We start from the raw sequence: 24,693 nt of genomic DNA on the forward strand, positions 1-24,693 counted from the left end.
TCAGAATATACCGGTTCGTTTAGCCACCTCGCATACGGCCTGCGCAGGGAGGGCATCGGGATATATCCCCGGCTCGCAGGAGAGATCGATGCAGTCGAATAATTTGGATATGATATGAGAGCCGATCCCGGCTGCGATTATTCCCGATGACCCGGTCTCATCCATTACTCTTTCAACCTGCTCTTTTATGAGATTCATCTGCTCCATGTAAAACGCCTTTGCGATCTCAAGGGCGCCTGACTCGCCAATCTCCTCGAGATCCGAGCATACAACCCGCGAAAGCCTCTGGAGCGACGCTTCGTAGGATGTCGCAGCAACGTCCGGGGTTGGTACAGTATAGTCGGCTTCATCAATATTGCCGAGGACGAGATGAACGTCCGCACTCTGGGCGAAATATTCGCTGCTCACAAGAGTGTCGTAGCCGTTGACGGACACCGATCTCAGGAGCGAGGGGACCGTCGACCGCAGGGTTCCGGTATACACGAGATAGCCCTTCCTCAGGCGGTCGAGATCTCTCATCCCCTTCAGGGCCCCGAATGAGTTGAGCGGAATTATGTCGGTCGTCGTGCTCCCGAGATCGACAAGAACCTGATCCGGGTATCTCTCCCTGAGGAAATCCGCAGATGCCAGCCAGTTTGCAGCAGCAAGGATGGAAGTAGGACCATCGTGGAAACCACCGTCGGTCCCGTAGAAGAGCGAACAGGGAATCGCTCTCTTCACGGATTCGACAATAAATTTTATGCCTTCTTTTTTGTTCGCAAAACCATCGGCAAGCTCGCCGCTCATAACCACGGCCGCCTTCTTTCCCGAATAAGGTTCGAGGATCTCCGTAATCGGGGCCTCCTGCCACATAGGACAGTAATGAATCGTGACTGTATTATCCTCGAAAACCTTCAGGTTGGCGCCGCCCACGTCTATTCCAATAATGTCACTCAAGTCTCTTCACCACACCTTTAGTATCGAACGAGACCCGGCCGTTCAGGTGAACTGAACCGGGTACATTGCCTTTAGATGACTCCACGAGAATTTCGGCAATCTCTTCCTCCATGACCGCACAGATCCCGACAAGGCTCGTTGTCGGCCGGGGGTTCACGTCAACGACATATATATCGTCGGCCACTATAACATCGACGCCCGTGTAGCCCTGGCACCCGAGGACATTCAGGGACTTAATCGCGGTTTCTATGATCTCGTCTTTCCGCGGGTGATCGACGGGTGTCTCCCCGCCCCTATAAAAGAACCTGTTCCCATCCCTTTCTATATACTGCCTGTTGACCGAGAGGACGACCGGCCCCTTTCCGGAGTACGAGAGGCAGGTGTCCCCGGTGACACGCCCGCCGACGAGACTTACGCTGATATTGTCGCCTTCGATGAACTCCTGCCCGAACTCACCCTTTCCGGGTTCTTCGTCCGCCAGCCGCATATTCTGCCCGTCGACACCGTTGATCCTTTTAATGAGCCTGACACCTTCGTCTATCTCTTTCGGAACCGCGATTCCCTGCGAAGAAAGCACTTCGCCCGTCCGGCGCTTGTTCGAGCAGAGCGCAATATTCAGGCTGCCGCACCCGATATTTCTCGTATTGTCCTCAACGATCTTCGTGAACCGCCAGAGTATGTCGTCCGGTGCGATTACAAGCCCCACATCACATTCGGGAGCCAGACGCCCGATCTCCTCTGCAAAGTCCCCCTTCTCGGGAGACAGGACTTCATACCCGCAGCTTTCGAAACTCTCGCTGAGCACCCTAAGCATCGCTCTTCCCTCCGGTGCAAGGCCGGGATCGTTGAATACGGTATATTCGGCAATGAGCGCCTTCATTCCTTTAGGATTGATCATTAACACACATGAGCGTGACGATTGCGACTGTAATACAGATAATAAAAGGAGAGATTTTTTTTATCGCAGAATCCTGATCCTTCCGTCGGTCCCCGGGGAGATCGGAGAATTCTCTTCGATATCGGTCGCAAGAAGGTTGACCAGGTAGATCCCGGTATTCGTTTTCATGTCTCCGGGAATAGCCTCAAGATTCGAATAACCGTCGCCCCCGTCTGCAATATAGTCGTTTACGGCAACGACATAGAACGCAGCAGGATCGACCGGCACCATCCCGGATTCAGTCACGACCGTGAGATTTTCGATCCTGTTTCCTGCGTAAAGCACGGTTCCCGTATCAAAATCTGCGGAAAAAGGCTCGCCGCTCATATTGAGATCAAATCTTACTCCCGATAACTGCAAAAATCCCCCCGACGGGACCCTGCTTTCACTATCACTCTCATCACCGGCGGCAACAAGCGCCGATGCAGACCTTTCAAGGGTATCCTTAATCTCCTGCCCGGTCATCCTGATCTTTATGACGATATCCTCGAACGGGAGAAGCGTCTCCAAAGTAAGATACGATATATTCCCTGCAGGGACTATGCAGTCCCCGCGGAATGAACCGGAATTGATAAACGCAATATCCACACCTGGAACATCTTTCCTCATTATATCCGCAACAAGATCGCCGATATTCATCTCGCCGGCCTTTATGTTCTCCGTAGCATCGAGAGGGACAAGGGTTTCACCGATCGGCCCCGAGAGACCGGCGGTATAATTTACATAATAAGGCATTACAAACGAAGTTATCTCCTGATCGTCAGGCAGTTCTTCGGTTATTTCGTACCGGCCGATCGATGTTCCGGCGATTTTTCCATTGCTGAACGTGAGATCGACGGAATCGGTCTCCTCGCCGTACTTTCCCGCATGGACAATCAGGGTCTTATTCCCGTCAGGAGCGATGACCGTCTCGTTCCAGACAAGGTGATCGTGGCCGCCGATTATCAGATCAATTCCCGCCACTGACTCCGCAAGTTCGATATCCTCGTCGCCGTACTGGTGGGTGAGGGCGATAATCACATCGACGCCCTGCTCTTCAAGATCATCAATCACCGATTCCGCGATCGAGGAGATGTTTTCATACAGGATCACGCCGTCAGGTATTTCGGTCACTTTTCCGAGCTGGGGCGTAATGATCCCGAAAACCCCGACCTTCGCACCTGCGACATCGAGAATCACGTAATCTTTTATACTCCCGTTCAGCTCCGTATCAGTGAAATCCATGTTGGCGCAGAGTATGGGATACGACGCATTCGTAACCCATTGGTTCAGAACTGAAACAGGGAAGTCGAATGCATGATTCCCGAGAACCGTCGCATCGATTCCTGCCATAGAGTATGCCTTCGCCTCCGGGACGCCGGAGTACATATTGTAGAACCCTCCCTCGCCGAGATCTCCTGCAAACAGATACAGGGTATCGTCGTTTTCTTCCCCGAGAGTATCGGCAAGTGCGGCAATCCTGCCGATCCTTGTTCCCGTATCGTTATCGTTCATCGGGAATAGATGGGAATGTATATCCGGAGTCGTGAGCACCCGTAAACCCCCCGAATAACCCGATCCCGATGAACCGATATTCCCGTCGAACGCGACACCCAAAACGAATGACGAGAGGAAAACTGCTACTATTACCAGTATGAAAGTAAAGAAAAATACGGATTTCAGGCCGGAAGATTTCTGCATATTATCTCGAAAATGAAGATTGCCGTCTGATTTGATTAACATGACGATTTGACCCGGCAATAAAAAAAGTGGCAGGATTTCTGCAGAGCCAGAAATTATCCCAAAACCCGAATCCTTCCGTCGCACTCAGGAGAGATCGGAGAATTTTCTTCGATATCGCTTGCAAGAAGACCGATTACATTGATCTCGGTATTCACTTTTTTGTCATCGGAGATCGCCCTGATATTCGTGTACCCATTGCCGCCGCCGGCCAGGTAATCATTTACGGCGACTGTGTATACGGCATCCGGATCTATGGGGGCAATCCCGTCCGTGGTTACGACAGTCAGATTCTCGATACGGTCTCCCTTCGAGATTATCGTATCATTATTAAAATCGGCAGTAAAAGACTCCCCGCTTGAATTAATATCAAACCTGACGCCCGAAACCTGCAAAAATCCGCCGGAAGATAATTTATGCACATTGCCTTCCTCTTCCCCGGGAAAAACAATCGCCGACGCCGAGCGTTCAAGAGTATCCTTAACCTCGTCCCCGGTCATCTGAACAGTCACGATCATGTTCTCGAAGGGGAGAAGGGTCTCGAGCGTAAGGTATGACATCTCTCCTGCGGGAATAATGCAGTCTCCGCGTATGGAACCCGAGTTGATAAGTGCAATATCGACACCGGGCACATTCGTGCGTATTGCATCCGTGATAAGATCACCGGCATTTGACTCGTTTGTTCTTATAGTTTCATACGTAGCATCCAGAGGTACGAGAGTTTTTCCGATAGGCTCCGAAAGGCTGGAAGTATAATTCTCGTAATAAGGCATTATAAACGATGTAATCTCCGGGTCGACCGGCATATCCTCCGTTATTTGATACCGTTCTATCGATGTACCGGTCACCTCACCGTTCTCGAATACCAGATCGACGGAATCGGTCTCTTCACCGTATTTGCCTGCATGGACTATCAGCGTACTGCTGCCGTCAGGGGCAGTCACGGTCCTGTTCCATACAAGATGATCGTGGCCGCCGATTATCAGGTCGATTCCTGAAACGGACTCTGCAAGTTCGACGTCCTCATCCTCATACTGGTGGGTGAGTGCAATAATCACATCGACATCCTGGTCTTCAAGCTCCTTCACAACGGATTCTGCAATGGCCGTCGTGTTTTCATAGATCACCACTCCACCCGGAATTTCGACGAACTCTCCAAGCTGGGGGAGCAGAATCCCGAACACACCAATCTTTGCATCACCGGAATCAAGAATTACGTAATCCTTCACCGTTTCATTCAGCACGTCATCGCTGAAATCGATATTCGCGCACAGTATCGGAAATGATGCATTCGTAGCCCATACCTTAAGAAGAGAATTATTGAAATCGAACGCATGATTCCCCAAAACAGCGGCGTCAATCCCGGCCATCGAATAGGCCCCAGCTTCCGGAACCCCGGAGTACATATGATAAAACCCTCCTTCGCCGAGATCGCCCGCGAAGAGATAGATAGTGTCTTCGTTCTTTTCCCCGAGAGTTTCGGCGAGGGCACCTATACGCCCGATCCTTGTTCCCGTGTCATTTTCGCTCATGGAAAACAGATGACTGTGAATATCCGGGGTTGTAAGTACTCTCAGATTGCCGGAATACCCTGCGATATCTTCTGCATTCCCCTCATCACTACCACTGAATGCGTTTTCCAAAACAAATACTGAAAATATGAGCAGAATGACAACAAGCAGCAGACCAATTACAGTAACAGATTTTAAACCGGAGGACTCTTTCATGACAATTACCTGATTTAAATTATCCCTTATTTTACAAGAAAATCACGTTGTGATTTACATGAAACAATCCATGAAACCTTTGTTCCATAAACTTTTTTAATTAAACAGGCGGCAATCAGGCAGAACACTTTAAAAAAGTATTATCAGGCCTTTGGCTCCTGCTGTGTCGAACAGTGGATTCCGCCTCCGCCGAAGTTGATCGCGATCGTATTCACCATAACGACGTCCCTCTCCGGGAAGAGCGATCTCAGGATCTCTTCCGCCTTCATATCCTTCTCTTTAAGGGATTCGGGCATACCCACGCCCCCCGTGTAATATTTCTGCCCGAGAACAAGACCGTTTGTTATCAGGAAATTGCAGTAGCTCTGTGCAGGAACGATCTTCACCGGCTCTCCAACGGGAAATACCGTTCCGTCGCGGGAGCAATATGAATCGGCAATACTGTTGTACGCCTCGTCTTCAGGCGTTGCAGTGAAATAAAGCATATCAGGAACAGGCATCCGAACGATATTGAACGGGTTTCCGTCCTGGTCGACGGAGTTTTTGAGGATTTCATAATTAACCTCCATCCGCCTCCTGTTCTCCGCTGCAACGGGATCGATCAAGGCCTCTTCTTCGGTAACTTCGGCAAGAATAATAGTGTCGGCCGATACGAACCGGCAGTACTCGTCCATGTGATTGTTCGCAGAGGCGCTCCTGAACGCTATGCCCTTCCCGTCCGGTCCGGGAAGAGCCGACTCGTCATACCTGTCGTCTTCGACCGTTCCCTGCTTCAGCCAGATCACGTTTGTAACCCCGAACAGGCGCTCGAACTCCTTTTCGAACTCTTCGCGGGCGAGATTGGGATTCCTCTGGAACTCGCAGGCCTCGGTTACTAGCAGGGTGCCTTTGCCGTTGAACTCACGATCCCCTCCTTCGCCGATGAGCCTCGTCATCACGCTTTCAAGGCCGAGATATTCCGCAACGTCCCTGTCGATCCTTTCCATCATCCTCGACTGGGTGTCACATTCCGGGAAATACCCCCAGCAGTTGAACCCGAAATCGATGATTCTCTTCCCGCCCTCATCATTCACGACAAAGATCGGGCCGAAGTCCCTCCAGTAGAGCATCGTAAACGGCTGAACGTAATAAGAGATATTTTCCGAAGGGATATCGTTCTCCTTCAGGATATTCTGCACACGCAGCTTCCGGGCATCGTCGGGGACGCAGATAACCGTTTTTATCCTCCGCACAAGCTCTCCGACAATCTGAACGAAGACATCGTCCGTATAATATCCTATCACGTATTCTTTGGAGAGCCAGCCGATCCATACGGCCTCCTGTTCTTCGAACTCCCCCGGGAAGCGCCATCTGATATTATTGTTCGTATTCATCTAAATCTCTCCGTAACCGGAAAGGGAATCACATAAAAAAACGAGATCAAATCCGGCGTCAATATTAGAATAAAACAGACGAATATAAAAAAAGGGCTTCTTTATGATTCCTTATTGAAAAAATTTAGGTTTTTGTCAGAAAAGATAGTGAAAAAACTATCTATTCCTTCTTATCTTCCTTATCGCCGGTTCCCACGTCAACGGATTCTTCGGTCTTTTCTTCCTCAGGTTTCTCCTTATCGCCTGAATCTTCCTTTCCTGATTTCCCTTTCAGGACCACTTCCGCCTCAGCGATATCCTCGTCAGGCAGAACCTCATCAGCCTTTATGTAGCTGTGATCGATAGTCTCCCCGGCTTCCAGCCTCTTGATCTTCGCGTACATCCACCCGAGTTCGTTCTCGCACTTCTTCGACTGGCAGTAATAATAGCCGAGTGCGAAAGAGAACACGCTCATAAGAACTGCAATTATACCGAGAATAATGAACTGGGCCGTGACATCGCAGCACACCGCAGTCGTGGCAGGATAGTAGACGACACTGCTCGTCTGGTTCGAACTCTGGTCAGGTTCTTCGGAAACTACAGCAGAGGAATCCGCAGCGTCGGATGTCTTGGAGACATCGTTCTTGAGATTGACAGCAAACGACCAGTCGTTATTCTCCTCGTCAAGTTCGTCCTCGGTCTCTGCCGCATCAAGAACGATAGTTATCTTATCGCCTTTCGAGACATTAGAGAGCGTAAAGAAGACCTTCTGCGATTCGCCTGCAGGGAGGATTCCGACAGGATTCCCGATGCCCATATCCTCATCGTTGAGCAGTATTCCGCTCACCGTAGTATTTGCATCAAGGGGTCCGGTGTTTTTAACAATGTAATAAAATCTCAGGCCGTCTCCGTTCTCACCGGTCCCTGCCGTTCCCGCCTCTATAATCGTGAGATCCGCGAGGGGTATGTCTTCCTCTTCTACGTATATGTCGGCAGCAGCCCATTCTTCAGGATTATACTGGACTATGCCGTTTTTGTTCTGGATAGTGTATGAAGGCCAGATCCTCCAGGTTCCGGGTTTGTCAACCGTCAGTCTTGCCTTCATTATAATCGAATCACCGGGAGAGATGAACTGGCCGGTATACGCCTTTCCCGCCTCTACAAGATTGCCGTCGGGATCAAGTGCTGTAAAGTAAAGGCCTTTCGGAAGACTGATCAGCCTGTCGTAAAATCCTTCCGATGTAATTACATAGGACATTTCGAGAGTGTCGCCTGGATATATCTCGGGTCTTTCGGATGTTATTGTAAAATCACTCACTACAAACCGGTCTGATGACATATTCTGCCCTGACTGGGAATACTGGACGGTTTCTGCAGCGGATATGCACGGGATAACAAAAACCATTAAAAAAATAATTAAAGCGAATGAAAATTTTTTATTCAGTTTTAACATCAACAATCCTCCGAAATTAAGAAATATTTATCGGGTCTGCATATAACCTTTCCCAAAACCGGATTCTTAAGCTGTATGAGTAAGTCGTGGCCTATCAATCCACTTTTATTCTAACAGAACCTAAGTTAAACTAAAATGAAACCCAAAGTCCTGCTTACAAACGACGACGGAGTAACATCCGCCGGCCTGTGGGCCGCATATGATGCACTCACCTCAATCGCCGATGTCACGGTCGTGGCTCCCTCCACGCAGCAGAGCGCCGTCGGCCGCTCGATATCCATCTTCGAGCCGATCAGGGCGACGAAGATCAGGATAAACGGAGTAGAAGCATATTCCGTCGGGGGAAAACCGACCGATTCGGTGATAATTGGAATATATGCGCTTGGAATAAAGCCGGACCTTGTCGTTTCGGGCATAAACATAGGCGAAAACCTCTCGTTCGAATCCATTATGACCTCGGGCACGGTAGGAGCTGCGCTCGAAGCCGCAAACCACGGTTTCCCTGCAGTTGCATTCTCGCTCCAGGTAGAGGACCAGGCAGATAAATTCGACGATCCGTTCTACTTCGACAGCAGTTTCGACGAGTCAAAAGAGATGGTCCGGAATATTTGCGGAAATGTCTTTGAAGGCGGTTTCCCGGAGAACATGGATCTTATCAATGTAAATATCCCGAAAAAAGTTACCGCCGGAATAGAGATTACAAGGCTTGCAGAGAAGCTCTTCGAGACTGGTGTCGAGAAACGCCTCGACCCGCGTGGGAAGCCTTATTACTGGATCAACGGGCCTCTCTACGACGAGGCTGAAGATGGAACTGATGTAAACGCTGTTGCAAATGGCAGGGTTTCGGTCACACCGATCACTCTTGATTCAACTGCTTTTAAAGGAATGGAGTCGCTGAAAAAACTGCTAAGGACATAAAAACCCTGATCCCGAAAAAGCTTAACAACTTTTTGTGCATCCGCAGGTCCGGCCCCTGTATTAATATTCTCTATGCATTAACCGGAAACCTAACCCTGTATGGCCTTCGAAGCAGCAGAATCAGATCTGCTGTAGGCAAACCTGATGATAACGGTTATACCCGGACCCCGGGTCATCCCGATATCGCCTTTGAGATTCTTTTCCACGATTAATGATAAAAACCTGGCTCCCAGCTCGTTTGAACAGGAGATCTCAAAATCACCGGAAAGTTCCAGGTCTCCGGAAGAAGCAGTTAATTTAACCATTCCTTCTCCATCCCTTTCCATTGAGATTCGAATCGTGACATCCTTTGCGGTACGGGTTGAGTGCATGAGCATACAGGAAAGCAATTCATTCAGTATAAGACCGACTGAAACTGATGTATCCAGATCAAAGTATTCATCGAATATATTCAGATCAAAGGATAACCTGTAAGGAGCGGGGTGTGGAATGGATAAAGCCGGTATGAGAGTGTTTACCAGATTTTTGACATTGATCCGGCAATAATTTGCGTCCTTGTTTTCCAGGAGCATTTCATAGGCAGCTGCCATCGTAAATATGCGGTTATTCAGTTTTTCCAGTTCGGATTTAAGATTTTCATCGCAGGAGCATGATTGCTGGAGCTGAACCAGGGCCGATATGATCTGGAGGTTGTTCCTGACCCTGTGATGAACCTCCCGGATAATTATATTTTTCTCTTCAAGGGCCTCATACAGGCATCTTTCGTATTCCCGTAGTTCGGTAACGTCACGAATGGATTCGATAGCTCCCGTGACATTTCCATCTGCACCATAAAGCAGTGAAGCCTTCCCCCAAAAATGTCCTCCTTTACCGCCGTATATAAGCGGGAGGTGAACCTCGCCACTGATTGTCCCTTCATCGCTTTGTATATTTTTGTAACCGAACACGGCGCAATCATCCATGCTATCGATCAGATCGACAAGCATAGGTCTTTTTTCGCCGTAAATAGCCTCTGAATAAAGAGAGTGATCTTTTCCAAGCATCTGTTGCCCTGGAATTCCGGTCATCTTCTCCATTTCACTGTTTGAGACGATTGTTCTCCCTCCACTATCGATAACGAACGTTGCGTCAGGAAGGAATTCAGTGACGTTTCGGAACTGCCGGCTGACTTCCGGTAATTCTTTTTCTATCATCTTCATCTTTAAAACATGGCGAATCAGTCCTGTAAACATCGCAAGCCGGGCCCCAGGGTCTCCGTCTGTCCCGGGAAAGAGATCGGCTCTCTCATTAAGGGTACCCCGGACGATATCCCCGCTGCTTCTTCCGGTGAATATAATGAGGGGCATCTCGAATCCGCCGTTGCGAACTGTCTTTAAAAAATCAGGTCCGTCTGTCTCAGGAATCTGGTAATTGAAGATTACGACATCATACCTGGAGCTTTTCATCCGTTCCAGTGCATCATGGGCCGATTTTACGGCATCAATAGAGAAACCGGGATTATTTTCAAGATCTGCTTTATTTATATCAAGAATCGGGTTTTCATTGTCTACAACCAGTACCTGCATCATGTGCCCCAAAGGTTCATAGAGAAAACAATTATAAATCTTTTCTGGTAATTAAGGCATCAATATTTCAAAACGGATCCAAAAAGAGATTAATCCGGTAAAAAGGGATGGATTCTATGAAATTTTTTCCAGTGCCTGTTTCATCGCATCAAGCGCTGAAGAGTCTTTTTCGATCTTCACAGCAGTTTCAAGGGCTGCCTTTGCGCTTGACGACACTCCGATATTGCCTAGCGACACAGCGGTTATCCTCCGGACATATTCGTTTTTGTCCCTGAGAAGGGGGAGAAGAGAGATCGACGACTCCTTCTGACCGAACATCCCGAGGCCTTTTGCCGCCATGTAACGGACATGGTCCTTTTCGTCATGAAGCGATCCGGTAAGTGCGCTCAGCGCACGCTCATCACCGATTAGGCCGAGGGCCTCCGCCGCCCTGTACCTGATAACCCACGAATCATCGTCGAGAAGATTTATCAGCGGTATGACGGCGGTCTTCCCGCATTCGACAAGCTCCTCAATGCATTTTGCCCTCTCAGCCTTGTCCGGCCCGTAAAGTCCCTCGATCAGGAGACCGATTCTCTCGCTTTTGCACATTGGAAAATACTTGGTGAGAACAGGAGATATAATTGTAAGATCGGGAGTTCAGGGGAGAAGCCTGTCGATAATGTCGAGGAATTTGTCTATGGTCCCGGCAGAATACGGTCCCTCCTCGTACCCGCACTGGATCGAAAGCGATCCCTTCCACGTGGACGCACACAGGAGAAAACCGGGCGGCCAGCAGATTACGGGGAGGAACAATGCATATTCTATATTCATGACTGAACCGGGATCAAACCTCCCGTCGTCGATTACTCCGATGTTGGAAAAGACAGGATTCTTGAGTGTCGTCGTATCATAACCTGAGAGGATCTCGTTAAAAAAGTTCCTTACGGCACCTAATCCGCTGTCATAGAGATCTTCGTAGAACATTATATCAAATGCACCGAACGCCCCGGCCTTCCTCCCCTTCGTTATCTCCGCGACCTTTCGCACGGCATCTCCCAGTTCTTCACCTTCCACTGCCACGATCTCAATCATCTCCGCGATCGAGAGATTTTCGACCGAATACTCCCATGTTCGCCGGAGATGCCGCCTCATATCGGCAGACGAAAGAACGCCCCTCAAATTATCCAGGTCGGACGGATCGTCCCTGAGTTCGATGAGAGCAAGGATGTATGCCGCGATCAGGACATCGTTTACAGTCGCACCATATCTCTTTCCAAACTCCTTCACCGCCGGGAGCCTTTCTTCCGGAAAGATCCTGAACGCATACCGCGGAGTTCCGCGTCCCGTGTAATCGAACGGAAACACCCACCGGTCGACAATTCTCTTATCTCTTCCGGCCTCTTTCTTAATCTCGTCTTCAGAAAACTTATCGAGGATCTTATTCGCATCCCTGTCGTACCAGCCCCTGAATTCAGGTACATAAGCAGGGTCTTCGCCGAGCTTCCGGTAGACCGTAAAGAGTAACGATGCAAGATCGATAAGCCCGTGGACATCGCTGCACCCGTGGTGGATGCTTACGGTGACGACGTCGCCTTTTCCTTCCGCCCGGAATATCGCTGCAGCGGCAGGAGGGCCGGAATATACATCCACGAATCCCGGGGGAACATCAGGGGGCGCCAGGTCTCCCCCGTCCACCGTATGAATAGCGAACGCCTTTTCGTATTTTTCCCGCGGAATCCTCTCCCAGTACGCGACACCGTTCTCCTCCGTGTAACGAGACGAAAGATAAGGATCTGATTCAAGGACGAGTATGAAGGCGGATCTGAATCTCTCCTCGTCGATCCGGCCGTCGAGACTGAAGCATAGGTGCATCGTCGGGTCGTAGATCTTGTCGAAGTATATATTGAATATGTCAAAAGGCGGGGCAGGGGCTCTTTCGGGACTCATGAATTCACTATATAGAGATTGTTTCCGGGGTTATTAGAAGATAGCTGACGGGAACTGAAAAACAGGAACGCGGCCACTTCGTCTCCGGCACATTGTATTTTTTAATCCCGCGGAGCCGATAATTACAGAGAGATGGTTCATATGAATTCGGATTCAGGAGAGAAGATTCGGCCGCAGAAATATAAATTGGAAGACCTGGGGTGGGACGATTCGCTTGCTTCGGCATTTGAAAAATACGGCGGGTCCTATGTTCCGGGAAGAGTATCGAGCCGGCACAAGACGGTTTTCGACGTGATAACCTGCCGGGGGTCTGTGCAGGCGGGAGCTTCCGGGGCTCTTCACAGGATCGGAAAGTTTCCGGCGGTCGGCGATTTCGTAGTCCTTCTCCCGGTGCCGGAGGCAGGCACATATACCATAGTGGATATCCTGCCCCGGAAGACGGTGTTTAGCCGCGGAGTTCCCGGAAAGGACGGGAGCGACCAAGTGATCGCCGCAAATATCGATACGGTCTTTATAGTAACTGCAATCGGACCCGACTTCAACTCCCGGCGAATAGAGAGATATCTCGCCATCGTCCATTCTTCCGGTGCGAAGCCTGTTATTCTCATCAACAAGGCAGACCTTTCGGAAGACCCGGACTCGGTTATCGATTCGCTTTCCCTGTCGGCATCCGGGGTGCCGGTAATAGCGATCAGCGCCCTCATGCAATCCGGACTATCACAACTCGAACAGTTCCTCTCGCCCGGCACAACCGTCGCCCTCATCGGTTCTTCGGGAGTCGGCAAATCCACGCTGATAAACGCCCTCCTGAAAAAAGAGGTTCAGGCCACAGGGGGTAATCGTGAATCCGACGGGAAAGGACGCCACAAAACCACCGTCAGGCAACTATTCATTCTCGACAACGGAGCGCTTGTCATCGACAACCCGGGACTGAGAGAGGTCGGGCCGGGCACTTCGGGCTCGGGGATGAGCGAGGCATTCCACGACATCATCGAACTTGCAGCAGGGTGCAGGTTTTCCGATTGCAGGCACGAGAACGAACCGGGCTGTGCGGTCCGCAAGGCGGTTGAAGACGGCGTTCTCCCGCAGGAGCGTCTCGACAACTATCTAAGGCTCTCAAGGGAGCTTGAATTCCAGCAGGAAAAGGCGGAGATCGGCTCTGCAAGACTTGAGCGGAAAAGATGGAAGGGGATCAGCAAGGCGGCACGGGATATCGGCGAACTGAAAAAAAGGTAAAAACCTACAGCCCTGAAGACGATTCATTTTTTCACTTTGTAAAATGTAATGAGACCTAAAGAAAACGCTGACAGATACCAGGAGGAAGATCGATGAAAATTCTGACACTTTATTACTCGGCAACAGGCAACACGGAAAAGATCGCAGATGTAATTACCAAAAAACTGAGAGAACTCGGGGCGGATGCGGAGAGAAAAGATATCACCCCGTATAATACAAGACAAAACGAGATCGACCTGTCACCCTATGATGCCGTAATATTTGGATTTCCGGTATACTCGTGGCGTGCCCCGCGGGAGGCCAGGGAATGGCTGTACACGCTGGACGGCAGAAATATGAAATGCTCGATGTTTTTCACTTACGGGGGTTTCATCATTCATCCGGCCCACTACTCCACACAGCAGATACTGGAAAAACAGGGTTTCACCGTCGTTTCGTCTGCCGAATTTCTTGCACGGCACACCTTCAATCTCGGCGGATGGAAGGCGATGGAAGACAGGCCGAACGGGTCGGATTGCGAGGTGGCGGAAGAGTATGCCGAACGAACGTACCGCAGGTTTACCGGAGAAGATAATGGAATCCTGCAGGACCTTGAAAAGACGGAGTATACCGAAGAGTTCCTGGACGAAATTGAAAAATTCAGGTTCAAAATTCTGACCCAACTCCCGACAAGAGAGGGTGCCGAATGCTCCCTGTGCGGAATATGCGAAGAATCCTGCCCTTCAGGTGCAATGGATGCAGAGACCGGGGAGGCCGACCCGGAGAAGTGCACGGCCTGCCTTGCATGTGTTTCGAAATGCCCGGAAGACGCCCTGAAGATCAATGATATGAAAGGCAGCTGGGAATACAAGCTTAATATCGAGAATATATCCGTCGATGAGATGAACAAAAAGAAGAGCAGAATCTATCTTTGAACATTTTTTCAGATCTTTTTTAGAGCCACGGCAGTGAATTAAACCAACACCTTAATTTCCACAAATACCGCACAGATCTTTAGAATCATGAAAAGCCGGTTCACAGGCAGGGTCGCACTCTTCATCGCGGTCCTGGCCGGATTCCTTACGCCCTTCGATTCTTCGGCGGTGAACATCGCACTTCCGACGATCGGAACCGAATTCTCGATGGACGCAATCACCCTGAGCTGGGTTGCGACCGCCTACCTGCTGGCATCCGCCGCCTTCCTTGTTCCCACGGGTAGGATCGCGGACATCGTCGGGAGAAAGAAGGTCTTTAAGATCGGGCTTTCGGTCTTCACAATCGCTTCGTTCCTGATGATCTTTTCGGTATCGCCGGAGATGATCATAGCCCTCCGCGTAATACAGGGAATCGGTTCGGCGATGATATTCGGAACCGCAGTCGCTATTCTCACCTCGGCGGTGCCTCCGGCGGAGAGGGGGAAATCGCTCGGCATATACATCACGTCCGTATATCTGGGCCTCGCGGCCGGACCTTTCCTCGGCGGACTGCTCACCGGGTATCTCGGGTGGAGATCGATATTCCTCATCAACGTCCCGCTCGGACTCCTGACCCTCGCCATGATCCACCTGATGATGAAGGAGGAATGGGCGGACGCGAGAGGAGAGCACTTCGATCTTGCCGGCTCGCTGCTCTACGGCTTTTCACTTGTCGGGGTGATGTACGGGCTCTCCCTCCTCCCGGATGCGGCAGGCTACATAATCGCAATCGCCGGTGCCGTCCTTCTGGCCGCCTTCGTATGGTGGGAGATTCACGAGAAGAGCCCTGTGCTCGAGATGAAACTGTTCATCGAAAACAGGGTGTTCGCATTCTCCAATCTCGCCGCACTGATCAATTACAGTGCAACGTTCGCCGTGACCTTCTTCATGAGCCTCTATCTCCAGTACATAAGAGGGCTTTCGCCTGAATATGCGGGGCTGGTTCTTATAATCCAGCCGATAACACAGGCGGCAATATCTCCGTTCGCGGGAAAACTCTCCGACCGCATAGAACCGGGGATTATCGCATCGACCGGTATGGCCCTAAACGCATTCGGCCTGTTCCTGCTGGTGTTCATCTCCGACAGCACTCCGTTCGTTCTTTTCGCGGCGGTGCTTGCCGTACTGGGCCTCGGCTTCGGGCTGTTCTCCTCCCCCAACCTGAACGCGATAATGACCTCGGTTGAGAAGAAGTATTACGGAATCGCCTCGGGTACGCAGGGAACCATGCGGCTAATCGGCCAGATGCTCTCCATGGGAATGGCCACCATGATCCTCGCCTTCTTCATCGGCAGGGTAGTGATCACGATCGATAACCACGCCCGGTTCATTTCGGGAATGCATGCCGCCTTCGCCCTCTTCACGATCCTGTGTATCGTCGGCGTTTTCTTTTCAATGGTTAGAGGAAAACTGAGGAGAGACGAATAGGCGCAATGCATGGAGAGCCGGTGCGTCCCGAAACACACCCCGATCAAACATTTTACCGCGTATTCACATATCGGGCACCTTTTTTTACATTTCTGCCTCACAAAAGAGATTACCAAAAAAATACTGGTATTAGCTCCAAATCGTATGATCCAGAGGTCAGACAAGTACTTTAATACATACAAATGGTAAATATTCATTAACAATATGTTAAAAAGTTATTACTATTGTGGGCAGATTTCTGCCGTCACCAGCGGTGGAAATTTTTCATGACCGGAAAAGATTTCATATCCGCATACAGGAACGAGATCCTGCTTGCCGCCATCCTTGTTCTCTCCGGAATTCTCAACATATGGAACATATGGAGCCAGGGGATCACGAACGAGTATTACGCGGCGGCAGTTAGGAGCATGCTGGAAAATCCCGGTGTAATGTTTTTTAATTCGTTTGATGCGGCCGGATTCGTTACCGTGGACAAGCCCCCGGTAGGATTATGGGTCCAGGCTGCGAGTGCAGCCCTCTTAGGTTTCAGCGGGTGGGCTCTCGTTCTTCCCCAGGCGCTTGCAGGGGTGGGATCGGTCGCACTCGTATATCTCATCGTCTCAAGACCGTTCGGGAAGCAGGCAGGACTCGTCTCGGCATTCGCCCTTGCAGTAACTCCAATATTCGTTGCAGTTTCGCGTAACGGAACGATCGACGGTCTTTTGATCCTGGTACTCCTGCTTGCTTTCTGGACAGGTCTCTACGCCGCACGGAAACAGTCACTCCCTTACCTCCTGCTTGCGATGATCCTGGTAGGCATAGGTTTCAATATCAAGATGATCCAGGCCCTGATCGTCGTTCCCGCAATTCTCGCTGCGTATATATTGGCTACAATGGATAAGCCTGCAATAAAAAGGGTCTCTCACATTTTTCTCGCGGTTGTCGTCTTACTTGTCGTTTCTTTCTCCTGGACCGTGGCAATGGACTCAATCCCCGCCGACGAGCGTCCATACATCGGGGGAAGCGGGGACAATACAGTATGGGGACTAATCACCGGCCACAACGGTATAGACCGCCTTGAGAGCAGCTCCGGTTCCGGCACCGGTTCAGCCCCTTCCCTGCAGGGAGAAGCTGCAATCTCCGATACAATTAGTGAAATCACATCATCCTCAGGCGCTTTAACCAGTGATAATAGTGAGCAAAGCGATCTTAGTAATCACACTTCAGGTAACAGATCTTCACATAGTTCCGGATTATTGAACCAGAGTAAAACATCCTCGACCCGGTCTTCATCCGCAGGGTCATCGGGCGGATCGACACACACAGGAAGCGGAAGTATGGACGACACCGGATCTCCGGGCATATTCCGTCTCTTCGGCAGTGAACTTTCGGGCCAGATCGCCTGGCTTCTTGCATTCGCCCTGATCGGGCTTCTCGCCTTTTTCAAACGGCCTGCGGAGATCTCAGGAAAAGGGCTTGAAGAATCAGGATACTTCAGCGAACGGGGAATCCTGCTTGCGGCACTTCTCCTGTGGCTCCTGCCGGGGATGCTCTACTTCAGTTTTACAACAGGGCACTGGCACGTATACTACCTTGCGACCATCGCCCCTCCGCTTGCGGCCCTGGCAGGAATCGGTGCATTCGGACTTTACAGGGCATTCTTCACGGACGGACCGAAGAGCTGGCTGCTTGTTGCGGCGATCGCCATCGCCGGTCTGCTCCAGGCGGTCTTCCTTCTATACAACGAAGAGTGGGTGGGAGCGTTCATCCCGGCGTTTATCGCTGCGATAGTCCTGCTCACCGCTTCCCTTGTCTATATCAACATCCGGAAGAGCAAAAGCGGGCATCTGCAAAAAGCGGTCGTCTTCACCGCGATCGCAATTTTATTCGTCGCTCCGTTCGCATGGGCATGCACCCCCATGCTGTCCGGTTCGGGTTCGAGACTGCCGACCGCGGGCCCGGATCTCCTGGACGGAGGGAAGAATTCGGCCGGCTCAGGAGAAAGTCTCTCCGGGCTCGCCCAATACCTGATATCTCATAATAACAGCGAGACCTTCCTTGTGGCCGTGCCGAGCAGCAACTCGGGCGGGGCGGAACTGATACTGGAGACCGGGTATCCGGTGATGGCACTGGGAGGATATTCCGGGAGCGACCAGATCCTTTCCGTTGAGGAGCTTGAGGAGTACGTCGATGAAGGCCGGATAAAATATTTCCTGGTAACCGATTCATCATCCGGCCGCGGTTCTTCCTCAGGGAACAGCGAAATATACTCGTGGATACGCGATTACTGCACCGAAGTTCCTTCGTCGGAATGGAGCGGCAGCACAGGAGAGTGGTCGTCGTACACCCTCTACGAATACAACAATAGTGCACAATAAAATCCAAAATAAGCAAATTATGCAGCTGAAAACTATATTGGGGAAAATAGAAGAGAAGATTCCCCCCCCTCAATTCATATTCGGCGAAAAGATCATAGTATTCTTTTTCATCGGAATAGTCTCTTCCCTCGCCGACATTGGTATTTTATACCTTCTCACCGACGAACTCGGAGTATGGTATCTTGAGTCGGCTGCGGTTTCATACTGCTGCGGGACTGTACTGAGCTACTGGCTCAACAAGCACCTCACGTTCCGGGACAGCAGCAGGAAATATTTAAGCCAGTTCCTTCTGTTTGCCGCAATCTCCATAAGCAGTCTTCTCCTTACCCTTTGTATAATCTGGGTGTCGGTCGAGATCTTCAGCCTGAGCTACCTGACGGGAAAGGTCATCGCGATAATAATCGCGTTCTTCTGGAATTTCACAGGACAGAGCAGGATCACGTTTAAGGATTCCTGAAACCCGACTCACTGCCCCCTCAAAAAATTATAAATACCATTATGCCAGATTTCCCGCCATCGCAAAACAGGAGGATTAAGAATGGCAGTCGCAGAAGGGGCCAGGAAACTTACACCTGCCCAGAAAGAATTTGTCGATCAGGCAAAGAAACGCATGAAAGACATCAAAGGAATGGAGAAGGATATCAGGACAAGGATGAAGACATGCTCTTTGGACAGATGCCGGAAGATCGAGGAATGGTTCGAGAAGGTCGAAAGCGCCAAGAGCCAGGCGGCGGTCGAGATCGAGATGATTGAGCATGCGGAAGAGAGCGAGTGGGCAGAAAGACGCCAGAGGGTTGACCAGTTCCTCGGGGAGACTGAATGGGAGTTTGAAACCGGATACGCGATCCTCGAACAGCCTGACGAACCGGCCCATAAAAGGATCTGGTAGATTAGATTCTTTGAGACTAATTTTTTTGCCGGGTTTTCTACAGACACGGAATAAATAATAATTCTACTCGGAGTTTATCAGAATTTCAGGGATAAATCCGGAAAAAATTATACTGAATTTACATGAAAATCACATTGTAATTTACATGAAAGAGTCCTTTAAACCTATGTTTTATTAACGTTTTTAAGGATTTCATGAAGATGGAAATTATTTGAGCCGAGTTTCCCGTCATAATTTCCGGCACCGATATACATGATACCCTCTTTTTCCGTCGCTGCAAGTATTCCATCTCTCATGGCAGCTTCAATAACGCCTGTATCGGTTCCGTTTATGACAATCTCATAGATTGAATTCACACCTTCGGGGACGAGGGAATCTTCGATCTTACCTTTAAGTGTCGGGCAGAGCCTGTGGTTTGTGCTTGCAGACATAGGGAACCTGTAATTCTTACTTGCAACCTTTGACCCGCTTGCAACAATCCCGCCGGGAAATCCTGTTATAATTCCCTCCCTATTCCTGATTGCCTCGATTGCCGCCTGTGCAGCTGAGAGTGCGGACTCCTTATTCTTACCCATGATAAGGAAATTTCCGCCTGCAATCCCTTTGACCGCACCAAAGGACTCTTCCCCGGTATAATCTCCTTCCATCACAGGAATCTTCCAGCATTTTCTGCCCCCGACAGTGCAGCGGCTCTCGTACGAGTCACCGAAATAGTGCATCTTAATGTGGAATCTTGTGCCCGCCGCATCAGGAAATCCGTCGAATGCAGATGCGGTTGCAGCCGTAAGAACGCACTGGGATATTCTTGCAGCGACATTCTCTTTCATGCTCTTTCTGGCAGTGCAGATGAATATCGATACTCCGGGACGCTTGTCCGGTGTCTCTTCCGGGGAGTAATATCTCTCGATTCCCGCTTCGCACGGGCACATGATAGTCGAGGTTGCAAAGCCGGTGGCCTCCGTCGCTGCAACCATTGCAAGCTCATGTGTATCGGCCGTTATTATTACTCTTGAGAGCCAGATCGGAAATGCCTCTGCATATGTATCGACAATTTCAGTGCCGTTTATCTGCATCGGTATCACTCCTGTTTTCCGGTTTTGATTACATCGTCTTCAGTTACAATGTAATCCATCATCACATCATTATCCTCAAGCGGCAGTTCATCCGCCTCCTGGCAGGCAAATGCAAGTGCAATTTTAATTACATCAGGATTTTTCTCAAGGAACCTGTCATAGTAGCCCGATCCATATCCGAGCCTTCCGCCACGCCTGTCGAAACCAAGCATCGGCAGCATTACAACATCCACTGCACCTTCGGGAACAGGGATCTCGTTTCCGATAGGTTCGGGAACATTGAATGTGCTGGGAACAAGATGCGAAAGATCCCTTAAATACGAAAGCCTGAGGCTGTAATCCTCCTTTACAATGATAGGAACAACCAGATCATATCCCTCATCGAGAAGCCTCTGCAGGATGGGAGCCGTATTGACTTCAATATCCTTTGATGAAAAACCCATAACCGTCTGGCCCGGGTTGATAAGTGTGAAAAAGTGTTTGCAGATGGCTTCGCCTTTTGTTTTTTTCTCCTCAGGAGTAAGCGAATCACGCCTGTTTCTCATAATATCGCGGATTTTGTTCTTCTCTTCACGTAGGTTAGAATCCTGAGACATACGCATTATTTCCCGGTAAATGTATTTATGGTTATAGTTCGGGAAAATCACCGTAACCGAATAAGAAACAATATGCGGAGATTCAGGTACTTACAAACCGGAATAATCTTTCAGGTACAAAGATCTCAAATCGTGTACCCATGCCAAAAACGAGAGAATAGAAGAATATACTATTGAAATTACCATCTTTTTGGTATAATAAAACTAGAAATAAATTTTCCAATGACAATAAGAATATCCGTCCAGAATAATTTTATTGCAATACAAACCGTGATGAATGCTAGGAATAAAGTTACATATAGGATGTTGAAAAGACCACTCAATCCTCCAAACCATAATACGACTATAAGGAGTATCAAGAATTTTTTCAATTCTTTTTGCATAATCTTCACCTGTACAAGAATTTCAGAATTATAAAATAATAAAAAACGCCACATAGAGTGAAAGTAAAAATATACAAATACCTAATACAAAAAAGAGCATTTAAATTGATTATGCGTCCTTTCCCATCGAATTTAGACAGAATTTTCTTGGGTTTGTTGAGATGAAATTAAAGTAACATTGTTTTGTTAGATCAGATAAAACAAAGGGATTTTATTTCAGAAAGGAATCAGAAGAGAATATGAATAATATTGACAAACTTTCAAAGTGGGTTGAAAAAAAACCCATTATCATAAAAGCATTTAACAGAGATGATTCTGAATCTCTTGCTTACTCATCTGGAGGTGGAAATGGACAAGTAACATTTGCAAGGCCTCATAATGAAGTGAACTGTTTAAAACTTCCTACAATCTGCTTGTTTGAATTTGATTTTCCCCACGAACATCAATGTTATATTGGGATAATGAAGAGAAAAGCAGCAGTATCAACATTGGATTCACGATTGACAATAGTACAACTTTATCCAATTAACATACCCTCTCTAGAATTATTATGTAACAAAATCTCAAATAAACGCTTTAAAAATCAATTTAATGAACACTTAAAAGAAAAAATCAAAATTGAACCCCTCACTCCTCGTCTGAGTTCGCATATAATCGGCATCATAGCAGAAGATCCACAAAATCAAAAAATACTTGAATCAATTACAAATAATCTCCCAGGGATACAAACAAAATCTGATTTAGAAATAAATCGTGAAAATGCACTAAAAACTGCTTTAGAGATATTTGGCTATAACCTTAGATCTGTTCCTAGAGAGCTATTTATCAAATCAAATTCATCCACCGCATTAAGCAGTTTAAATCCGATCTATATTCGTGAAGACAATGTCATTCAAAGGGATGTTTCTCAAATTGAAGGATACTTACTGAAGAACATGGATATAACTGGAAAAGCAGTATTTTTAAAAAATGGAGAACGTCTTGAGGTATATACTGCAAACAGGAATTATCTTGAAGAAGCATTCGGGGTTGATCTCATATACTACAACCAAACATTGGGTAGTATTGTTATGGTTCAATACAAAATGCTTGAAGAAGCTTCTGACAATAAGAATTGGATATTCAGATTAGATAATCAAACAAAAGATGAAATATCAAGAATGAAAATACCAGAAATAAAATCAAATGCCACCGACTATCGCCTTAACCGTGAACCATTTTATTTCAAATTTGTACAGAGAAGGTGCACTGAATCTAATATAAAATCCTATATAATTTCTCTGGATCATCTCAATAAAATACTAAATTCTCACAAAGCAATTGGTCCAAGAGGTGGGATTCGAATAGATTATCCTGCTCTTGAAGGTACTTATCTTAGAGAATCAGATTTTATTAGCCTAATTCGTTCGGGATATATTGGAACACACAGAGTTGAGTCTGAAGCTCTGATAACGATAATTTCTGAAATATCTAGAGGGAATAAGGAACTAATATTTGCATTGCAAAGAAGTGAAGATCAAAATAAAGAGAAATAATTGGACTGTTACATAGATTCTATCTACAAAATTAAGTGAGATAAAAATCCAATTAAAAAAAAAGATTATTACATTATTCTGAAATCAGTATTTTAACCGTTCAAAACGTCCTTCGCGATCCAGTCGCCGACATCAGAGGTGCTCAATGATCCTCCCATGTCTTTGGTCACCGATCCGCTTGTAATCGATCTCTCGATCGAAGAGACTATCGCATCCGCCGCCTCCTTCTCCCCGAGCGTGTCGAGAAGAAGTGCACCGGCCCAGATCGTCGCAAGCGGGTTCGCCACGTTTTTGCCCTTGTACTTCGGGGCCGACCCGTGAATCGGCTCGAACATCGAGGTTCCCTTCGGGTTGATGTTTCCGCCCGGCGCCAGGCCAAGTCCGCCCTGGATCATCGCACCGAGATCGGTGATAATGTCGCCGAACATATTCGGGGTGACGACGACATCGAACCACTCCGGGTTCTTGACGAACCACATCGTAACCGCATCGACGAAGTTGTATTCCGTTTTTACATCGGGGTAGCCCTTCGCGGTCTCCTCGAAGACCTCACGCCACAGGCCGTAGACATCCGTAAGCACGTTCGCCTTGTCGACCGACGTGAGCTTTTTGTCGCGGGACCGGGCAAGATCGAACGCGTACTCCATCACACGCTTCGAGCCCTGCCTGCTCAGGACGCCGATCTGGTACGCAAGTTCGTCGGCATCGGTCTCAACATCGATCCCGAACTTCACGTTGTAAAGATCGCGGACGACCGAGAGCTCGTCCCTCTGCTTCCCTGCCTTCGCCCTCGCACCGATCCCGACATAGAAATCCTCGGTGTTCTCGCGGACGACGACGAAATCGATGTCCTCCGGCTTCTTATTCGCAAGAGGAGTGTCGACACCTTTCAGGAGCTTGATCGGCCTGAGGTTCACGTACTGGTCGAAGTAGAACCTGAGTGCAAGCAGGATGCCCTTCTCCAGGATTCCGGGCTTCACACGCTCGTCGCCGATCGCACCGAAGTAGATCGCCGGGAACCCGGAGAGCTCCTTTAATTCGTCCTCGGAGATCAGCTCGCCGGTCTTTAAGTACCTGTCAGCACCGATATCGTAATCAGTCCAGTCTATATCGAACCCGAACTTCTCCCCCGCTGCATCCAGGACCTGAATGCCTGTCGCAAGGATCTCCGGTCCTATACCGTCTCCGCCTATTGAGGCTACTTTATACATGTTTCGACCTCGTCTATTCCTTTTGCATATTCGACCAGACCGCCGGCCTCGATTATCTTCGAGAGGAACTCCGGCACCGGCTCGGTCGCGAATTTCTTTCCCGAAACCTCGATATATCCTTCGTCGAGGCGGGGCGTTATCGTATCATCCTCCGATATCTTGTCCGCCTCCGGGCAGACCACGGGGAGGAGACCCGTGTTGATGCAGTTCCTGTAGAATATTCTCGCAAACGACTTCGCGACGACCATCTCGATCCCCGCACCCTTAAGGGCGATCGGTGCATGCTCTCTCGACGAGCCGCAGCCGAAGTTCCTTCCACCGACTATCACATCGCCCTGCTTTGCCTCTTTCGGGAACTCGTCGCGGGTCCCCTCGAAGGCATGGGAAGCAAGCTCCTTCGGGTCGTATATCGTCAGGAACCTTCCCGGAATTATCGCGTCTGTATCTATGTCGTCCCCGAACTTCCAAATTCTCGTACCTCTCATATCACTCATGT

Annotated in this window: 21 protein-coding genes; 8 read left to right on the forward strand and 13 right to left on the reverse strand. The window is 49.0% G+C overall.

Annotated elements, in window-relative coordinates; genetic code table 11:
• The 6 genes from MPET_RS05395 to MPET_RS05420 all read right to left on the reverse strand — a co-directional run bounded on the left by MPET_RS05395 (position 1) and on the right by MPET_RS05420 (position 8,076).
• A complete protein-coding gene (locus MPET_RS05395; protein ID WP_013328997.1) occupies positions 1–936 on the reverse strand; it encodes a hydantoinase/oxoprolinase family protein in 936 nt (311 codons plus the stop codon).
• Entirely contained in the window at positions 929–1,834 is a 906-nt protein-coding gene (locus tag MPET_RS05400; RefSeq protein ID WP_013328998.1) for an ATP-grasp domain-containing protein, read from the reverse strand. Before MPET_RS05400 ends, MPET_RS05395 begins: the two co-directional genes overlap by 8 nt.
• 60 nt (positions 1,835–1,894) lie before the next feature.
• Positions 1,895–3,553 (reverse strand): bifunctional metallophosphatase/5'-nucleotidase, encoded by a 1,659-nt coding sequence (locus MPET_RS05405; RefSeq protein WP_013328999.1) that lies wholly within the window; start codon positions 3,551–3,553, stop codon positions 1,895–1,897.
• 95 nt (positions 3,554–3,648) lie between these two features.
• Positions 3,649–5,319 carry a bifunctional metallophosphatase/5'-nucleotidase gene (locus tag MPET_RS05410; RefSeq protein WP_013329000.1) on the reverse strand — a complete coding sequence of 557 codons (1,671 nt, stop codon included), beginning with the start codon at positions 5,317–5,319 and terminating at the stop codon, positions 3,649–3,651.
• 143 nt (positions 5,320–5,462) lie between these two features.
• Positions 5,463–6,692, reverse strand: coding sequence for an agmatine deiminase family protein (locus MPET_RS05415; RefSeq protein WP_013329001.1), 1,230 nt, complete (start codon positions 6,690–6,692; stop codon positions 5,463–5,465).
• Positions 6,693–6,852: 160 nt separating this feature from the next.
• Positions 6,853–8,076, reverse strand: coding sequence for a CARDB domain-containing protein (locus MPET_RS05420; RefSeq protein ID WP_048130672.1), 1,224 nt, complete (start codon positions 8,074–8,076; stop codon positions 6,853–6,855).
• 183 nt (positions 8,077–8,259) lie between these two features.
• Here MPET_RS05420 and surE point away from each other — a divergent pair, with 183 nt between their 5' ends.
• Positions 8,260–9,042 (forward strand): 5'/3'-nucleotidase SurE, encoded by a 783-nt coding sequence (surE, locus tag MPET_RS05425; RefSeq protein WP_013329003.1) that lies wholly within the window; start codon positions 8,260–8,262, stop codon positions 9,040–9,042.
• Positions 9,043–9,131: 89 nt separating this feature from the next.
• On the opposite strand, the gene MPET_RS05430 is transcribed toward surE, so the two are convergent.
• The 3 genes from MPET_RS05430 to MPET_RS05440 all read right to left on the reverse strand — a co-directional run bounded on the left by MPET_RS05430 (position 9,132) and on the right by MPET_RS05440 (position 12,536).
• Positions 9,132–10,610, reverse strand: coding sequence for a sensor histidine kinase (locus MPET_RS05430; protein ID WP_013329004.1), 1,479 nt, complete (start codon positions 10,608–10,610; stop codon positions 9,132–9,134).
• A gap of 111 nt (positions 10,611–10,721) precedes the next feature.
• Positions 10,722–11,198 carry a HEAT repeat domain-containing protein gene (locus MPET_RS05435; protein WP_013329005.1) on the reverse strand — a complete coding sequence of 159 codons (477 nt, stop codon included), beginning with the start codon at positions 11,196–11,198 and terminating at the stop codon, positions 10,722–10,724.
• 48 nt (positions 11,199–11,246) lie between these two features.
• Positions 11,247–12,536 (reverse strand): condensation domain-containing protein, encoded by a 1,290-nt coding sequence (locus MPET_RS05440; protein WP_013329006.1) that lies wholly within the window; start codon positions 12,534–12,536, stop codon positions 11,247–11,249.
• A gap of 141 nt (positions 12,537–12,677) precedes the next feature.
• Between MPET_RS05440 and rsgA the strand changes: the two genes are divergently transcribed.
• The 6 genes from rsgA to MPET_RS05470 all read left to right on the forward strand — a co-directional run bounded on the left by rsgA (position 12,678) and on the right by MPET_RS05470 (position 19,399).
• Positions 12,678–13,772 carry a ribosome small subunit-dependent GTPase A gene (rsgA, locus tag MPET_RS05445; protein WP_013329007.1) on the forward strand — a complete coding sequence of 365 codons (1,095 nt, stop codon included), beginning with the start codon at positions 12,678–12,680 and terminating at the stop codon, positions 13,770–13,772.
• 92 nt (positions 13,773–13,864) lie between these two features.
• On the forward strand, positions 13,865–14,686 hold the full coding sequence (locus MPET_RS05450) for an EFR1 family ferrodoxin (RefSeq protein WP_013329008.1): 822 nt from the start codon (positions 13,865–13,867) through the stop codon (positions 14,684–14,686).
• A gap of 87 nt (positions 14,687–14,773) precedes the next feature.
• Entirely contained in the window at positions 14,774–16,153 is a 1,380-nt protein-coding gene (locus MPET_RS05455; protein WP_013329009.1) for an MFS transporter, read from the forward strand.
• A 266-nt stretch (positions 16,154–16,419) separates the two neighbouring features.
• Positions 16,420–18,510 (forward strand): glycosyltransferase family 39 protein, encoded by a 2,091-nt coding sequence (locus MPET_RS05460; RefSeq protein ID WP_013329011.1) that lies wholly within the window; start codon positions 16,420–16,422, stop codon positions 18,508–18,510.
• Between the two features lie 19 nt (positions 18,511–18,529).
• Positions 18,530–18,967 carry a GtrA family protein gene (locus tag MPET_RS05465; protein ID WP_013329012.1) on the forward strand — a complete coding sequence of 146 codons (438 nt, stop codon included), beginning with the start codon at positions 18,530–18,532 and terminating at the stop codon, positions 18,965–18,967.
• 81 nt (positions 18,968–19,048) lie between these two features.
• Positions 19,049–19,399 (forward strand): hypothetical protein, encoded by a 351-nt coding sequence (locus tag MPET_RS05470; protein ID WP_013329013.1) that lies wholly within the window; start codon positions 19,049–19,051, stop codon positions 19,397–19,399.
• Positions 19,400–19,563: 164 nt separating this feature from the next.
• Here the strand turns inward: MPET_RS05470 and fhcD are convergent, their stop codons facing one another.
• Positions 19,564–20,472 (reverse strand): formylmethanofuran--tetrahydromethanopterin N-formyltransferase, encoded by a 909-nt coding sequence (gene fhcD, locus MPET_RS05475; RefSeq protein WP_013329014.1) that lies wholly within the window; start codon positions 20,470–20,472, stop codon positions 19,564–19,566.
• Between the two features lie 5 nt (positions 20,473–20,477).
• Positions 20,478–21,068, reverse strand: a complete 591-nt coding sequence (locus tag MPET_RS05480) for a 5-formyltetrahydrofolate cyclo-ligase (protein ID WP_013329015.1) — start codon at positions 21,066–21,068, stop codon at positions 20,478–20,480.
• A gap of 622 nt (positions 21,069–21,690) precedes the next feature.
• On the opposite strand from MPET_RS05480, the gene MPET_RS05490 reads away from it, so the two are divergent.
• Positions 21,691–22,986 carry a hypothetical protein gene (locus tag MPET_RS05490; protein ID WP_013329017.1) on the forward strand — a complete coding sequence of 432 codons (1,296 nt, stop codon included), beginning with the start codon at positions 21,691–21,693 and terminating at the stop codon, positions 22,984–22,986.
• A gap of 92 nt (positions 22,987–23,078) precedes the next feature.
• Here MPET_RS05490 and MPET_RS05495 read toward each other — a convergent pair whose 3' ends face one another.
• Together MPET_RS05495 and MPET_RS05500 are read right to left on the reverse strand one after the other, a co-directional pair.
• Positions 23,079–24,197 (reverse strand): isocitrate/isopropylmalate dehydrogenase family protein, encoded by a 1,119-nt coding sequence (locus tag MPET_RS05495; protein WP_013329018.1) that lies wholly within the window; start codon positions 24,195–24,197, stop codon positions 23,079–23,081.
• Positions 24,185–24,691 carry a 3-isopropylmalate dehydratase small subunit gene (locus MPET_RS05500; RefSeq protein ID WP_013329019.1) on the reverse strand — a complete coding sequence of 169 codons (507 nt, stop codon included), beginning with the start codon at positions 24,689–24,691 and terminating at the stop codon, positions 24,185–24,187. Before MPET_RS05500 ends, MPET_RS05495 begins: the two co-directional genes overlap by 13 nt.
• Positions 24,692–24,693 lie beyond the last annotated feature (2 nt).

Origin of the sequence: Methanolacinia petrolearia DSM 11571 (genome assembly GCF_000147875.1) — an archaeon.
Lineage (GTDB): Archaea > Halobacteriota > Methanomicrobia > Methanomicrobiales > Methanomicrobiaceae > Methanolacinia > Methanolacinia petrolearia.

Bases quoted from the DNA above. Each gene is read 5' to 3' on its own strand.
- rsgA (WP_013329007.1), top strand. From the start codon at position 12,678: ATGAATTCGGATTCAGGAGAGAAGATTCGGCCGCAGAAATATAAATTG.
- MPET_RS05400 (WP_013328998.1), bottom strand. From the start codon at position 1,834: ATGATCAATCCTAAAGGAATGAAGGCGCTCATTGCCGAATATACCGTA.
- MPET_RS05430 (WP_013329004.1), bottom strand. From the start codon at position 10,610: ATGATGCAGGTACTGGTTGTAGACAATGAAAACCCGATTCTTGATATA.
- MPET_RS05415 (WP_013329001.1), bottom strand. From the start codon at position 6,692: ATGAATACGAACAATAATATCAGATGGCGCTTCCCGGGGGAGTTCGAA.
- MPET_RS05420 (WP_048130672.1), bottom strand. From the start codon at position 8,076: ATGGTTTTTGTTATCCCGTGCATATCCGCTGCAGAAACCGTCCAGTAT.
- MPET_RS05435 (WP_013329005.1), bottom strand. From the start codon at position 11,198: ATGTGCAAAAGCGAGAGAATCGGTCTCCTGATCGAGGGACTTTACGGG.
- MPET_RS05410 (WP_013329000.1), bottom strand. From the start codon at position 5,319: ATGAAAGAGTCCTCCGGTTTAAAATCTGTTACTGTAATTGGTCTGCTG.
- MPET_RS05480 (WP_013329015.1), bottom strand. From the start codon at position 21,068: ATGTCTCAGGATTCTAACCTACGTGAAGAGAAGAACAAAATCCGCGAT.
- MPET_RS05470 (WP_013329013.1), top strand. From the start codon at position 19,049: ATGGCAGTCGCAGAAGGGGCCAGGAAACTTACACCTGCCCAGAAAGAA.
- MPET_RS05455 (WP_013329009.1), top strand. From the start codon at position 14,774: ATGAAAAGCCGGTTCACAGGCAGGGTCGCACTCTTCATCGCGGTCCTG.
- MPET_RS05440 (WP_013329006.1), bottom strand. From the start codon at position 12,536: ATGAGTCCCGAAAGAGCCCCTGCCCCGCCTTTTGACATATTCAATATA.
- MPET_RS05460 (WP_013329011.1), top strand. From the start codon at position 16,420: ATGACCGGAAAAGATTTCATATCCGCATACAGGAACGAGATCCTGCTT.
- surE (WP_013329003.1), top strand. From the start codon at position 8,260: ATGAAACCCAAAGTCCTGCTTACAAACGACGACGGAGTAACATCCGCC.
- MPET_RS05495 (WP_013329018.1), bottom strand. From the start codon at position 24,197: ATGTATAAAGTAGCCTCAATAGGCGGAGACGGTATAGGACCGGAGATC.
- MPET_RS05405 (WP_013328999.1), bottom strand. From the start codon at position 3,553: ATGCAGAAATCTTCCGGCCTGAAATCCGTATTTTTCTTTACTTTCATA.
- MPET_RS05465 (WP_013329012.1), top strand. From the start codon at position 18,530: ATGCAGCTGAAAACTATATTGGGGAAAATAGAAGAGAAGATTCCCCCC.
- fhcD (WP_013329014.1), bottom strand. From the start codon at position 20,472: ATGCAGATAAACGGCACTGAAATTGTCGATACATATGCAGAGGCATTT.
- MPET_RS05450 (WP_013329008.1), top strand. From the start codon at position 13,865: ATGAAAATTCTGACACTTTATTACTCGGCAACAGGCAACACGGAAAAG.
- MPET_RS05490 (WP_013329017.1), top strand. From the start codon at position 21,691: ATGAATAATATTGACAAACTTTCAAAGTGGGTTGAAAAAAAACCCATT.
- MPET_RS05500 (WP_013329019.1), bottom strand. From the start codon at position 24,691: ATGAGTGATATGAGAGGTACGAGAATTTGGAAGTTCGGGGACGACATA.